16 protein-coding genes and 1 riboswitch are annotated in these 12,279 nt (G+C 45.0%); of the genes, 13 read left to right on the forward strand and 3 right to left on the reverse strand.

Annotated features, from left to right (window positions below):
• The first annotated feature begins 31 nt into the window (after window positions 1–31).
• On the forward strand, window positions 32–1,234 hold the full coding sequence (gene hmpA / locus MTN95_RS17710; protein ID WP_248339349.1) for an NO-inducible flavohemoprotein: 1,203 nt from the start codon (window positions 32–34) through the stop codon (window positions 1,232–1,234).
• Window positions 1,235–1,307: 73 nt separating this feature from the next.
• Here hmpA and MTN95_RS17715 read toward each other — a convergent pair whose 3' ends face one another.
• On the reverse strand, window positions 1,308–1,532 hold the full coding sequence (locus tag MTN95_RS17715; protein WP_105953620.1) for a hypothetical protein: 225 nt from the start codon (window positions 1,530–1,532) through the stop codon (window positions 1,308–1,310).
• A gap of 157 nt (window positions 1,533–1,689) precedes the next feature.
• Between MTN95_RS17715 and MTN95_RS17720 the strand changes: the two genes are divergently transcribed.
• The 9 genes from MTN95_RS17720 to MTN95_RS17760 all read left to right on the forward strand — a co-directional run bounded on the left by MTN95_RS17720 (window position 1,690) and on the right by MTN95_RS17760 (window position 8,691).
• Window positions 1,690–2,421, forward strand: a complete 732-nt coding sequence (locus tag MTN95_RS17720; RefSeq protein WP_105953619.1) for a DUF421 domain-containing protein — start codon at window positions 1,690–1,692, stop codon at window positions 2,419–2,421.
• Between the two features lie 112 nt (window positions 2,422–2,533).
• Window positions 2,534–3,061, forward strand: a complete 528-nt coding sequence (locus tag MTN95_RS17725; protein WP_248339367.1) for a DinB family protein — start codon at window positions 2,534–2,536, stop codon at window positions 3,059–3,061.
• Window positions 3,051–3,566 carry a GNAT family N-acetyltransferase gene (locus MTN95_RS17730; protein ID WP_105953617.1) on the forward strand — a complete coding sequence of 172 codons (516 nt, stop codon included), beginning with the start codon at window positions 3,051–3,053 and terminating at the stop codon, window positions 3,564–3,566. Before MTN95_RS17725 ends, MTN95_RS17730 begins: the two co-directional genes overlap by 11 nt.
• A 32-nt stretch (window positions 3,567–3,598) precedes the next feature.
• Window positions 3,599–3,711, forward strand: a riboswitch (guanidine-I (ykkC/yxkD leader).
• 82 nt (window positions 3,712–3,793) lie between these two features.
• On the forward strand, window positions 3,794–4,132 hold the full coding sequence (locus MTN95_RS17735; protein ID WP_105953616.1) for a DMT family transporter: 339 nt from the start codon (window positions 3,794–3,796) through the stop codon (window positions 4,130–4,132).
• On the forward strand, window positions 4,132–4,449 hold the full coding sequence (locus MTN95_RS17740) for a DMT family transporter (RefSeq protein WP_059292921.1): 318 nt from the start codon (window positions 4,132–4,134) through the stop codon (window positions 4,447–4,449). The genes MTN95_RS17735 and MTN95_RS17740 overlap by 1 nt, the downstream gene beginning before the upstream one ends.
• A 70-nt stretch (window positions 4,450–4,519) precedes the next feature.
• The gene (gene purU / locus MTN95_RS17745; protein ID WP_024121117.1) at window positions 4,520–5,422 is read left to right on the forward strand and encodes a formyltetrahydrofolate deformylase; all 903 of its coding nucleotides are present in this window, start codon (window positions 4,520–4,522) and stop codon (window positions 5,420–5,422) included.
• 361 nt (window positions 5,423–5,783) lie between these two features.
• On the forward strand, window positions 5,784–6,881 hold the full coding sequence (gene proB, locus MTN95_RS17750) for a glutamate 5-kinase (protein ID WP_105953615.1): 1,098 nt from the start codon (window positions 5,784–5,786) through the stop codon (window positions 6,879–6,881).
• A gap of 11 nt (window positions 6,882–6,892) precedes the next feature.
• The gene (gene proA / locus MTN95_RS17755; RefSeq protein ID WP_248339371.1) at window positions 6,893–8,140 is read left to right on the forward strand and encodes a glutamate-5-semialdehyde dehydrogenase; all 1,248 of its coding nucleotides are present in this window, start codon (window positions 6,893–6,895) and stop codon (window positions 8,138–8,140) included.
• Window positions 8,141–8,265: 125 nt separating this feature from the next.
• Complete coding sequence (locus MTN95_RS17760; protein WP_105953613.1) at window positions 8,266–8,691, forward strand: organic hydroperoxide resistance protein; 426 nt, start codon at window positions 8,266–8,268, stop codon at window positions 8,689–8,691.
• Window positions 8,692–8,720: 29 nt separating this feature from the next.
• Here MTN95_RS17760 and ohrR read toward each other — a convergent pair whose 3' ends face one another.
• Window positions 8,721–9,164, reverse strand: coding sequence for an organic hydroperoxide resistance transcriptional regulator OhrR (ohrR, locus tag MTN95_RS17765; RefSeq protein ID WP_248339373.1), 444 nt, complete (start codon window positions 9,162–9,164; stop codon window positions 8,721–8,723).
• Between the two features lie 143 nt (window positions 9,165–9,307).
• On the opposite strand from ohrR, the gene ohrB reads away from it, so the two are divergent.
• Both ohrB and MTN95_RS17775 read left to right on the forward strand, forming a co-directional pair.
• The gene (gene ohrB, locus MTN95_RS17770; protein WP_024121122.1) at window positions 9,308–9,718 is read left to right on the forward strand and encodes an organic hydroperoxide resistance protein OhrB; all 411 of its coding nucleotides are present in this window, start codon (window positions 9,308–9,310) and stop codon (window positions 9,716–9,718) included.
• 120 nt (window positions 9,719–9,838) lie between these two features.
• A complete protein-coding gene (locus MTN95_RS17775; protein WP_248339375.1) occupies window positions 9,839–10,942 on the forward strand; it encodes a glycosyltransferase family 2 protein in 1,104 nt (367 codons plus the stop codon).
• A gap of 4 nt (window positions 10,943–10,946) precedes the next feature.
• Here the strand turns inward: MTN95_RS17775 and guaD are convergent, their stop codons facing one another.
• Window positions 10,947–11,417 carry a guanine deaminase gene (guaD, locus tag MTN95_RS17780; RefSeq protein WP_105953609.1) on the reverse strand — a complete coding sequence of 157 codons (471 nt, stop codon included), beginning with the start codon at window positions 11,415–11,417 and terminating at the stop codon, window positions 10,947–10,949.
• A gap of 130 nt (window positions 11,418–11,547) precedes the next feature.
• On the opposite strand from guaD, the gene MTN95_RS17785 reads away from it, so the two are divergent.
• On the forward strand, window positions 11,548–12,174 hold the full coding sequence (locus MTN95_RS17785; RefSeq protein WP_248339378.1) for a histidine phosphatase family protein: 627 nt from the start codon (window positions 11,548–11,550) through the stop codon (window positions 12,172–12,174).
• The last annotated feature ends 105 nt before the right edge of the window (window positions 12,175–12,279 follow it).

The following is a 12,279-nucleotide window of genomic DNA, read 5'->3' on the forward strand; positions in this document are numbered from 1 at the left end:
AAATACATCTTTTCGGAAGGGTTGTTAAACGATGTTAGATAACAAAACAATCGAAATCATAAAAAGCACTGTACCAGTATTACAGCAGCACGGAGAATCCATTACAGGACGTTTTTACGACCTCATGTTCCAAGATCATCCTGAGCTTTTAAACATTTTTAATCAAACAAACCAAAAGAAAAAAACACAGCGTACCGCCCTGGCGAATGCCGTTATTGCAGCTGCAGCCAATATTGACCAGCTTGGCAATATCATTCCGGTCGTCAAACAAATCGGCCATAAACACCGCAGTATCGGTATTAAGCCTGAACATTATCCGATTGTCGGCAAATATTTGCTGATTGCGATTAAAGATGTTTTGGGAGATGCAGCGACCCCTGACATTATGCAGGCGTGGGAGAAAGCGTATGGAGTTATAGCTGACGCTTTTATCGGAATTGAAGAAGAAATGTATGAACAAGCGGAACACCAAACTGGCGGATGGAAGGAGTATAAGCCTTTCATCGTTGCGAAAAAAGTTAGTGAAAGCAAAGAAATAACATCCTTCTATTTGAAACCGGAAGACGGCAAGCCGTTACCTGAATTTCAAGCAGGGCAGTATATCAGCATCAAAGTCCGGATTCCTAATTCTGAATATACGCATATCCGTCAATACAGCTTGTCTGATATGCCTGGAAAAGACTATTATCGAATTTCAGTTAAGAAAGACGGTGCTGTGTCTTCTTATTTACACGAAGGGCTGCATGAGGGGGATTCATTAGAAATCAGCGCACCGGCAGGAGATTTTGTTTTAGATTCTTCATCCCGCAAAGATCTCGTTCTGCTTAGTGCCGGAGTTGGCATCACACCGATGATCAGCATGCTGAAAACGTCTGTTTCCAAACAGCCTGAGCGGCAGATTCTGTTTATCCATGCCGCGAAAAATAGTGAATACCACGCGCTGCGCGATGAAGCAGAAGAGGCAGCAGAGCATTCTTCTGTTAAAACGGCATTTGTGTATCGCGAGCCGACAGAAGAAGACCGCGCGGGTGACATTCAATTTCATGAAGGCCAAATTGACCAGCAGTTCCTCAAAAGCCTGATCGCCAATACAGATGCGGATTATTATATTTGCGGTTCACCGTCATTTATCACTCAAATGCATAAGCTTGTATCGGAACTCGGATCAGCGCCAGAGTCTATTCATTACGAACTGTTTGGTCCTCAATTAAGCATCGCACAGTCCATTTCTTAATACACACAGCTCTTCTCTTATATGAGAAGGGCTTTTTTTAGGAAAATAGAAGAAGGCGGACGAGCGCCTTCTTCTACATCCGCACAATGACTGATCCGCCTCCATTTGTGCATACGCGATTTTGCTGCTCTTGAATCGCTCTCAACAATTCATTGTTCACCTCGATGGCTCTGATCAAATGCTCCATTTTAAGCTCTAAACCGGCCAGCCTGTCAGCTGTATGGTATGGCTGATAGGCTGCGGATTTTGACTGTATGCTTTCATATTGCCAATTGGCACTCTTATGCTGATGTTTCATGCTGTCCCTCCAATAACATGACTTTCTACTATGTTATGTGCCTGCATTCTGCACGTTCGCCTATTTGGATGCTGGATGAAGAGGTAAGATATGCATAGCGTTTCAGTTACAGGGAACAATATATTCATTATGACTAGCGGATGGAGGGCAATGATCAGTGTTATGGATGGTATGGGCATTTTTATTCAAGCCTGTTATCGTGTTTTCGATTGCGTATATTTTGTTTCGGCTTGCCGGAAAAAAAGCCGTGTCACAAATGAACAATTTTGATTTGCTTTTGACCTTTGCAATCGGAACCATCATCAGTGAGCCGATCCTCACATCCAAGCTGCCGATGTCTATTTATTACGCAGGCGCCTTTTTATTGCTTTATCTTCTGATGAGCAAGCTTGCTCTTTCTAATAAGTGGAGATGGCTGCTGGTGGTCAGTCCGACAGTGTTAATCCGGAACGGGGATATCGATGAGCGTGGACTCAAAAAAGAGAGGCTGACCGTCAATGAGCTGCTCGGAAAACTGAGAGAAAAGGGCTATGCAGATCCGGCTGATATTGACCTTGCCATCATTGAAGAAACGGGAGAAGTAAGCGTGATCCCGACAGAAGAAGCGAGAGCAGTGCAGGTGCGGGATTTGAATATGGAGGCTGAACGGAACTTTATCCCGATTCCTCTCATATTGGACGGTGAGATCCTTGATCACAATTTGAAGTACCTGCAAAAAAACCGAAGCTGGCTGTTTGAAAAACTTAAGGAAAAAGGGCACAGCCCAAAACAGCTGTCTTTGGTCACGCTCGGCACGTTAAATGACCGCGGTGACATCTCACTCGATTTGAATACATCCGACGACGCGCACCATGATCCGTATTTGTACAAGCCTGGAAATAACAATTAAATGTGCTGCCGACATTCTTTGGCGCTTTTTTGATAGATTAGATTGTGCCTTCTGCAAAGGAAATGTTCCCCCTTACGTCAAAATGTACTCATAGGTAAGGAGGGAATGGAACATGAGGGACTTATTCATTAGAAAAGACATGGCGCCGACAGTCAGTCTGCTGTATTCCGCAGTGGAAGAAAACAGCCTCCGTCTGGCATCCATTGTTAGCCGCATGACTCACAGAGAGCTATATTATAAGGGGAGCTGGCAAACGAAAAACAGCACGGCACAGCTGCTGCAGCATATCGCAAATGTTGATATCAGATGGGTGTGGCGCATAAAGGAGAATCGGGTCCCTGAACATATTGAAGACATTTACGGCCCGATGACAGATGAAAGCGGACGATTGCCCGAACCAAAGAATCAGCCGGGGTTAGAAGAACTTTTGACAAGACATCAACATGTCGTAAACGAGCTGAAATCGGTATGTAAGACCTTGACCGAGAACGATTTGCATCAAACGCTTTCTTACGAGGGTGACAAGGCAACAGTAAGATGGGGGATATGGCATATGGCGGATCATAATCGCTATCATCAAGCTCATATTGAAGTCCTTAAAAAAGAATGGAAGCAGGATATGATCAAAAATGGGCGCTGAAACGAAGCTTGTGACCAAACGGATTCGTTTGCGCTGTATGGAGGACCGGGATCAAGAATCTTTACTTGAGCTTTTTAGCGACCCTGAGGTGATGAAATATTATTCCGGTTTAAAAGATAAACGGCAAACCCGCGAGTGGATCGCTTGGAACAAAAGAAATGAAAAAGGGTACCGGGTCAGTCTCTGGATCGCCGAAGACATACAGACGGGGGATTTTTTAGGCCAATGCGGAATCGTGCCTCAGCAAACCGAAAATGAAACGGCAATGGAAATCGGCTATATGTTTGCCCGCCGGCACTGGGGAAACGGCTATGCGCAAGAAGCGGCCAAGGCCTGCCTGGACTATGGTTTCAAGGAGCGGCAGTACGGCAAAATTGCGGCTTTGATTGACCCGGATAACAAAGCGTCTTTACGGGTGGCAGAGAAAATCGGCATGCTTTACAGCCGGACGATCAGAAAATGGAATAAACCGATCGCTGTGTATGAAAGAAAATCTTACAATTGAAGACAGCGTCGAGGTGTAGTATCATAAGACCAGATAAAGTTTTCTAGGGTTCCGCATGTTAATTGACATGGACTGGTCCGAGAGAAAACACATATGCGCATCATAACAGCGCATATGCACACGGAGGGAAAAAAGCCCGGGAGAGTCAAGCTCATTATGAGTCGACTGTCCGGGGCTTTTTTGTTTTCGGAGAATTTTATTGCATAAATAGAAAGGAATGATGTGATATGAAATGGGGATTGGTTGTGCTAGCCGCCGTGTTTGAGGTTGTTTGGGTTGTGGGCTTAAAGCATGCTGACTCAGTCTTAACATGGAGCGGCACTGCCGTCGGTATCATAGTTAGCTTTTATTTGTTAATGCGGGCGACAGCCAGCCTGCCGGTCGGTACCGTATACGCCGTCTTTACAGGCCTTGGCACGGCAGGAACGGTGATGTGTGAAATGTTTCTGTTTCACGAACCGGTCGGTTTGCCGAAGCTTTTGTTAATCGGCGTGCTCTTAATCGGTGTGATCGGATTGAAGCTTGTGACACAGGATGAGGCTGATGAAAAAGGAGGCGAGGCATAATGCTTCATTGGATCAGTTTATTAGGCGCGGGATTTTTGGAAATGGCAGGCGTCGCACTTATGAATCAATTTGCGAAAGAAAAAAGCGCGAAATGGGTGGTGCTGATCATTATCGGTTTTGCCGCCTCATTTTCCTTATTATCATTTGCTATGGAAACCATTCCGATGGGCACCGCTTACGCCGTTTGGACAGGAATCGGCACCGCGGGCGGGGCGCTTATCGGCATTCTCTTTTACAATGAGCCGAAAGACGCCAAACGGATCTTCTTTATCGCTCTAATCTTGTGCTCCGCCGTCGGTTTAAAAATTCTGTCATAAATTGATTTTTATCAAATCTTCAGTATAATGGATAATTAGTTTAGACTTACAAAGATAAGAGGGATTATTCATGAAATCATATATGACCCAGCGGTTAAATGAATACCGTGACGGAAATGAAGATAAAGGGCGCCTCTTGGTCAGCTGTCCTGATCAGCCGGGTATTGTTGCTGCGGTTTCTGCGTTTTTATTAGAACATGGCGCCAATATTATTGAATCCAATCAATATACGACAGATCCTGAAGGCGGGCGTTTTTTCCTGAGAATTGACTTCGACTGTGAGGGCATTCAGGAGAAAAAAGAAAAACTCCAGGACGCGTTTTCGTCTATTGCGGATACATTCGACATGACGTGGAGCTTAACGATGGCCAGCGAGCTGAAGCGTGTCGCTATTTTTGTATCAAAGGAGCTTCACTGTCTGCATGAGCTCATTTGGGAATGGCAAACAGGCAATCTCATGGCGGAAATCGCGGTTGTCATCAGCAACCATGAAGATGCGAGAGACCTAGTTGAACCGCTGAACATTCCATTCCACTATTTAAAAGCGAACAAAGATATCAGAGCGGAAGTTGAGAAACAGCAGCTTGAACTGCTGGAGCAATATGATATTGATGTGATCGTTCTTGCTCGCTACATGCAGATCTTAACGCCTGATTTTGTGTCGGCTCATCCGAATCGAATCATCAATATCCACCATTCCTTCCTGCCTGCTTTTATCGGTGCCAATCCGTATAAACGGGCTTATGAGCGGGGGGTCAAATTGATTGGCGCAACTTCTCACTATGTCACAAATGACCTTGATGAAGGGCCGATCATTGAACAGGACATTGAGCGTGTTGACCACCGCGACAATGCCGACGCGCTGAAAAATATCGGCAGAACGATTGAACGCAGCGTTCTTGCCCGCGCTGTGAAATGGCACCTGGAAGACCGCGTCATCGTTCACGAAAATAAAACCATTGTCTTTAACTAGACTGCCAGATGCCCGCGCAATGCGGGCTTTTTTGATGTGGAAAAAACCTTGACAAGAGGCTTTTTTCTTTGCATAATATAAAAAAATCATTGAGCGTTGAAGAGGATTAGTAAGCAGACCTTTCTGTGACAGAGAGCAAAATGAGTGGCTGAAACATTTTGCCGCATGAAACCTGCCGAACCTGCCTTGGAGTCTTAGGGGGAAAACCTAGGCGCATAACCTGGCGTTACAGGGAAGCGGAACGTGCTGAAGTGCGTTCAAACAAGGTGGTACCACGGAAACCCATTTCGTCCTTATTAATGAGGATGAAATGGGTTTTTTTATTGTAAGTTGGCTGGCGAAGAGCCGCGGAGGAGAATAAATGAAAAAACAAAGAATAGTAGTGAAGATAGGAAGCAGTTCGCTTACAAATAGCAAAGGAAGCATTGATGAGGTAAAAATCAGAGAACACGTTCAGGCAATTTCTCTTTTGAAAAAAGCGGGGCATGAAATGATTTTGATTACCTCGGGAGCAGTAGCGGCGGGGTTTTCCAGTCTCGGTTATCCGTCCCGTCCTGTTACCCTCAAGGGAAAGCAGGCGGCAGCCGCGGTCGGACAAACACTGTTAATGCAGCAATACATGAATCAATTTAAACAATACTCACTTACCCCGGGACAAATCCTTTTGACGAGAAATGATTTTTCGAAGAGAGAGCGGTATCGAAACGCGTATGCAACGATTATGGAATTGCTGGAGCGCGGTGTTATCCCGGTTATTAATGAAAATGATTCTACGTCTGTTGAAGAATTGACTTTTGGCGACAATGATATGCTCTCTGCTTTGGTCAGCGGATTAATTCATGCAGACCAGCTCATGATCCTGACTGACATTAACGGGCTGTATGATGCCAATCCAAATGAAAATCCTGATGCGAAACGATTTGATTATTTGCCGGAGATCACCCCTGAATTGCTGGGTTACGCGGGTTCAGCCGGATCAAAGGTCGGCACGGGCGGTATGAAATCAAAGCTGTTAGCTGCACAAACCGCACTGTCTCTTGGGGTCAAAGTGTTCATCGGAACAGGCAGCGGCGAACAAAAGCTGGCGGATATTTTAAACGGCAGGGGAGATGGGACTTATATCGGCGACAAGGAGCTATCCTCAGTCAACAATACGAGACAATGGATTCAATTCCACTCGCCGATATCAGGGGAAATCGTCATTGACGCGGGTGCCGAAGAGGCGATGGTTCATAACGGAAGCAGTCTTTTACCGGCTGGCGTAGTGGGCGTGAACGGGAGCTTTCCAAAAGGGGCTGTCGTGGAAGTCCGGGGACCGGGCGGTGTGATCGGCAAAGGCCAGACCCATTACTCATCTGAGGAGATTATGGAGGCAAAAGGCAAACGAAGCAATGAGCTTGATTTTGACAAAACGTTTGAGGTCATTCACAGGAATGACTGGGTCAACTTAAAAGACTAGGGGGCGGAAAAATGAGTGAAGTTTCTGTAAAAGCGAAGCTGGCGAAAGAAGCAGCAGCTGAAATGATGATGAAAACAACGGCTGAAAAAAATGAGGCGCTCAGTCTCATTGCAAATGGACTCCGTAAAGAATTGGATTTTCTCTTATCGGAAAATGCAAAAGACATTGAGAACGGAAAAGCAAATGGGTTAACACCCGATGTCATTGACCGTCTCACGCTGGATGAGAAACGCATACGCGACATCGCGGACGCGGTAGAGCTATTGATTGATCTGGCTGACCCAGTCGGCGAATCTCTTGAAACAATTGAAAAAGAGAACGGCCTGTTTATTGAAAAAATCCGTGTGCCGCTCGGTGTTGCCGGAATGATTTACGAGGCGAGGCCAAACGTCACAGTTGATGCGGCTACCCTCTGCCTGAAAACAGGAAATGCGGTTGTCCTGCGGGGGAGCTCCTCGGCCATTCACAGCAACAAAGCACTCGTCAGTGTTATTCACAGAGCGCTTGAGCAATCAGCGCTTCCAATCAACGCTGTGCAGCTGATTGAGGATACGAGCAGAGAGACAGCAAAAGAACTCTTTACGTTAAATGACGGATTGGATGTATTGATTCCGCGCGGAGGAAAAAAACTGATCGATCTCGTTGTAAGAGAATCAACAGTCCCGGTATTAGAAACCGGAGCCGGCAACTGTCATATTTTCATAGATGAAACGGCAAATCAGCAAATGGCTGAAAAGATTGTCATAAACGCCAAAACGCAGCGCCCTTCCGTGTGCAACGCGATTGAATCACTGCTGATCCACAAAGCGTGGGCAGAGCAGCACGGAATAGAATTGCTGACGCAGCTGGAAAAAACAGGAGTCGAAATCCGCGGCGATGAATTCGTATGCGGGCTTCATTCTTCAAGCAAACAGGCGTCAGAAGAAGATTGGGGAACGGAATACTTAGGGCCTGTCATCAGTGTAAAGACAGTTGAAAGTGTACAGGAAGCTGTGCAGCATATCCAGAAATACGGCACTAATCATTCTGAAGCCATTTTAACTGAAAACGATCAGCATGCGGCTTACTTTCAAACGGCTGTAGACGCCGCCGCGGTCTATCATAACGCGTCGACCCGTTTTACCGATGGCTTTGAATTTGGCTACGGAGCAGAAATCGGCATCAGTACACAAAAGCTTCATGCAAGAGGACCGATGGGGCTTCCTGCATTAACTTCTACAAAATATATCATTAAAGGAACAGGACAAATTCGCGAATAGCACGATGTATTCTCTAAAAGGCTTATCTCTCAAGGAGGTAAGCTTTTTTTATGAATAAAAAATTGACACGTTAAATTTAATTGTGTACAATTTAATTGTGTAAAACAAAAGAGGAGGAATACAATATGAGTCAGCCATTATTTACAGCATCCGTTTCAGCGATAGGAGGAAGAGAAGGTAAAATTATTTCCTCAGACCGCGTTCTTGAGATGGATGTCGCAATGCCGGGTACTCCAAGAGCGAAACAGCTGGAAAAAGCGACAAATCCGGAGCAGCTGTTTGCGGCAGGCTATGCAGCATGTTTTGACAGCGCGCTTCAGCTGGTGGCAAGAAAAGAACGGCTGAAAATTGAAACTGAGGTTACAGCCCATGTGAGCCTTTTAAAAGATGAAGCAGATCAGGGCTTTAAACTGGGTGTGACGTTGCAGGTGAAAGGATCAGGAGTCAGTGCGCCAGAATTGAAAACACTCGTCCAAAAAGCGCACGGTGTCTGCCCTTATTCAAAAGCAACCTCCGGAAATATCGATGTCACATTGGAAGTCGCTGAATAAAAAATGAGGATGCCTCACATAGGGCATCCTCATTTTTTATGGTGCAGCGTTTCAAGCAATGTATATAGAGCCGATTTTAAGTGTTTCAATTCCTCGCCGGACTGGCCTGAGAGTGCCAGAATTGTTCCCGGAATATCAGCCGCTTTTTCTTTTAATAGCTTTCCGTTCTCTGTCAGGCTGATCATCACCGACCGCTCATCCTCTTCAGATCTTTTTCTTATAATCAATTCCTGCTGCTCCATCCGTTTCAGCATCGGTGTCAGCGTTCCGGAATCCAAATACAGAAGCTCGCCCATTTTTTTGACGGAAAGTGTTTCATGTTCCCACAATAAAAGCAAAGCCAAATATTGAGGGTATGTCACATTCAGCTTTTCAAGCAGCGGCTTGTACTGCTTTGTCATTTCCCGCGAACTCGCATAAAGCAAAAAACAAAGCTGATTCTCTAATTTCATATGATCAAATCCATTTTGCATCTGTGTTCACCAACTCTTTCTGACATTACATACTATTGTAGCTGAAAATCACCACTTTTCCTATTCTCGGCAAACAAAACATGTTTAAAAAGATGTGTATGGGAAATATAACAACTAAAGACAAATAAGGAGGCTGAAAACAAATGGCACTATTTACAGCAAAAGCCACCGCTCGCGGCGGACGTGCAGGACATATTCAATCAGATGACGGGGTACTCGATTTTGACATTGTCATGCCCAATGCAAAAAAAGAAGGACAAACCGGAACAAACCCGGAACAGCTCTTTGCCGCAGGTTATGCAGCATGCTTTGGCGGCGCGCTTGAACACGTGGCCAAAGAACAAAATATTGACATTGATTCAGAAATAGAAGGACAGGTCAGCCTCATGAAGGATGAAAGTGACGGCGGCTTTAAAATCGGAGTCACACTTGTCGTCAATACAAAGGGATTGGATCGGGATAAAGCCCAAGAGCTTGTCGAGGCTGCTCATGAATTTTGTCCTTATTCTAAAGCAACAAGAGGAAATGTTGATGTGAAATTGGAATTAAAATAATTTGCAGCATCCTGAGAGTTCTCAGGATGTTTTTTTTGATATGAACGGATTGGTTATGATCTTTTCGAAGTGTGAATACATGTAGTATAGGTGGATTCAGACTAGAGAAAAGGTGAGCGAATGAATAGACCGAAACTGTCAGTTTGTATGATTGTCAAAAATGAAGAACGTCATATTGTCCGCTGTTTAGAAAGCGTGCACCATATTGCTGATGAAATCATTGTCGTTGATACCGGATCAAACGATCAAACCGTAGAAATTTGCAGAAGTTTTCATGCTCAGGTCTATCATCATCAATGGACACAGGATTATTCGCAGGCAAGAAACATCAGTTTACAGCATGCCAAGGGTGAGTGGATTTTGATTTTGGATGCAGATGAAGAGTTAGACGTGGATACGGGAAGCTTGCTGCGTTCACTGCTGAATGACTGCAGGCAGTCCCTTGGTTACGTAAAGGTTATAAACTACACGGGAAAGCAATGGGATGAAAACGAAGCATTTGAACAAATGCAGATCAGGCTGATACGGAATCAGCGGAAGATAACGTTTAAGGGAAGAATTTGCGAAAAGCCCGTGGGTGAGGAGGCAAGCGGCGCTTTCTCTCTCCCTTGTGTTATTCACCATTACGGCTATCTGGAGCAGGAGGCAAAGTGTAAGCATAAACGTAATTTAAGCATATTGAATACAGAATTATTGACGTCATATGACGACCCGCTTCTCATTTATCAGAAAGCAGCTGAGTACGACAGAGGCGGTGAACAGAGCAAAGCCATCCGCCTGGCAATGAAGTGCATAAATGAATGCAACAGCAAAAAGCAAATCCCTCCAGCGGTTTTATATTATATCAAGTTTAAACTCTTCATTGATTCTGAACGGTATGAAGAAGCTGAGCGGGATATTGATGAAGCACTGCGGCATTATCCAGATTACAGCACCCTTTACTACTACAAAGGGATAATGAAGTATCAGCTTAAAAAAGTCAGAGAAGCGATTGCAGCATTTGAATCCTGTCTGCAAACGCAAGGTGAAAACCATCAGTACGTACAGGTTAAAGGAGCCGCTGATTTCCGATCCCTTTGCTGGCTGGGCGTCTGTCACGCTGAATTGCCTCAACATATGACAGCAGTTTTATATTTGCAAAAAGCGCTGAAAGCAAACCCGAGGTGTACTCAGGCACAGCAGCTGCTCAGTGAATTAACAAAGGATCAGGCCGCACATGCCTGATCCTTTAATATTCTTTTTTATGGTCAACATCCCGCCATGCTTGAAACGGAGATAAATGTTCCGCGAGAGTCACGTGATAAAAAGGGATCGTTCTTTCTTCAGCAGGTTTATCGATTTCTTCATAAATGAATGAATCATCAAAACCGGCTTCAGCAGCATCTGTATGCTCAGCAGCATAGTAAACGGCTTTCGGGCGGGCCCAGTAGATGGCGCCTAAGCACATGGGGCAAGGCTCGCAGCTCGTATACAACATGCAGTCATCCAGCTGGTATGTCCCAAGCGCTTTACAGGCGTTTCGAATAGCAGTTACTTCCGCGTGGGCAGTCGGATCATTGCTTGTAGTGACGTTGTTCTGTCCTTCGGCTATAATGGCTCCGTCCTTCACGATAACGGCTCCGAAAGGCCCGCCGATTCCAGCAATCACTCCTTCACGAGCAAGCTCGACAGCCCGCTTTAAAAACGCTTCATGATTCATCCCATACCCTCCCAGTCGATCGAATGATATAAGTATAGCCGAAAAGAAGTGCAAAAAACATTCTCAAAAAAATGAAAAATAAACAAAATATTTGGGGGATTTGCTAAGATGAAAAAAGGGAGGGGAGCATATGCTGCATTTGTATATTGCCAGGCATGGACAGACACATTGGAACGTAGAAAAAAGGATGCAGGGCTGGCTGGATTCTGGTGTAACAGAACTTGGACTGTACAATGCCCGCGCTCTTGGAGAACGGCTGAAGGATATTAAATTCAATCAGGTTTACATCAGCCCGAGCAAGCGGACAGAAGAGACGGCAAAAGCTATATTGGGATCGCGCCGCCTGCCGCTGGTGAAAGATCGTATATTCAGAGAAATGTCGCTGGGACCGTGGGAAGGGAAAAAACAAGAGGATATTGAAAGAGACGAACCTGATCTTTTTCATGCTTATTTTCATCATCCTGAAGCATATCGCCAGCCGGGATGTGAAACATTTTTTGACCTTGAAAGCCGGGCAAGGCTGGCTCTCCAATCGATTTTAGACAGCCATTCTTCCGGGAATATTCTTCTGGTTACCCATTCTGTCTTTATATTAATGCTGTTAAATATCATAAAGGGCAGAAGCATTCATGACATATGGAATTCTGCTTACATACATGATACGTCTTTGAGCCTTGTGGCATTTGATAAAAACGGAACAGCCAAAATACTAAAAGAAGGGGATGGGGAGCATCGAAAACAAATTCCCGTTTTCTAAAAGAAAAAACCATCTGCATTTGCAGATGGTCAGGCTGTCGAGAAAATCTCGACAGCCTTTATTTTTTCTTAAAATATCCATTCTCATGTAATAAAATAAAAGAAA

The organism is Bacillus sp. 2CMS4F (assembly GCF_023161785.1).
Classification (GTDB): Bacteria; Bacillota; Bacilli; order Bacillales; family Bacillaceae; genus Bacillus; species Bacillus halotolerans.

What these genes read in the sequence shown, in the direction of transcription:
- guaD (WP_105953609.1), bottom strand. Translation starts at nt 11,417, where the DNA reads ATGAATCATGAAGCGTTTTTAAAGCGGGCTGTCGAGCTTGCTCGTGAA.
- MTN95_RS17715 (WP_105953620.1), bottom strand. Translation starts at nt 1,532, where the DNA reads ATGAAACATCAGCATAAGAGTGCCAATTGGCAATATGAAAGCATACAG.
- ohrR (WP_248339373.1), bottom strand. Translation starts at nt 9,164, where the DNA reads ATGCAAAATGGATTTGATCATATGAAATTAGAGAATCAGCTTTGTTTT.
- MTN95_RS17725 (WP_248339367.1), top strand. Translation starts at nt 2,534, where the DNA reads ATGAGGGACTTATTCATTAGAAAAGACATGGCGCCGACAGTCAGTCTG.
- MTN95_RS17730 (WP_105953617.1), top strand. Translation starts at nt 3,051, where the DNA reads ATGGGCGCTGAAACGAAGCTTGTGACCAAACGGATTCGTTTGCGCTGT.
- MTN95_RS17740 (WP_059292921.1), top strand. Translation starts at nt 4,132, where the DNA reads ATGCTTCATTGGATCAGTTTATTAGGCGCGGGATTTTTGGAAATGGCA.
- proA (WP_248339371.1), top strand. Translation starts at nt 6,893, where the DNA reads ATGAGTGAAGTTTCTGTAAAAGCGAAGCTGGCGAAAGAAGCAGCAGCT.
- ohrB (WP_024121122.1), top strand. Translation starts at nt 9,308, where the DNA reads ATGGCACTATTTACAGCAAAAGCCACCGCTCGCGGCGGACGTGCAGGA.
- MTN95_RS17760 (WP_105953613.1), top strand. Translation starts at nt 8,266, where the DNA reads ATGAGTCAGCCATTATTTACAGCATCCGTTTCAGCGATAGGAGGAAGA.
- hmpA (WP_248339349.1), top strand. Translation starts at nt 32, where the DNA reads ATGTTAGATAACAAAACAATCGAAATCATAAAAAGCACTGTACCAGTA.
- MTN95_RS17775 (WP_248339375.1), top strand. Translation starts at nt 9,839, where the DNA reads ATGAATAGACCGAAACTGTCAGTTTGTATGATTGTCAAAAATGAAGAA.
- proB (WP_105953615.1), top strand. Translation starts at nt 5,784, where the DNA reads ATGAAAAAACAAAGAATAGTAGTGAAGATAGGAAGCAGTTCGCTTACA.
- MTN95_RS17735 (WP_105953616.1), top strand. Translation starts at nt 3,794, where the DNA reads ATGAAATGGGGATTGGTTGTGCTAGCCGCCGTGTTTGAGGTTGTTTGG.
- MTN95_RS17785 (WP_248339378.1), top strand. Translation starts at nt 11,548, where the DNA reads ATGCTGCATTTGTATATTGCCAGGCATGGACAGACACATTGGAACGTA.
- purU (WP_024121117.1), top strand. Translation starts at nt 4,520, where the DNA reads ATGAAATCATATATGACCCAGCGGTTAAATGAATACCGTGACGGAAAT.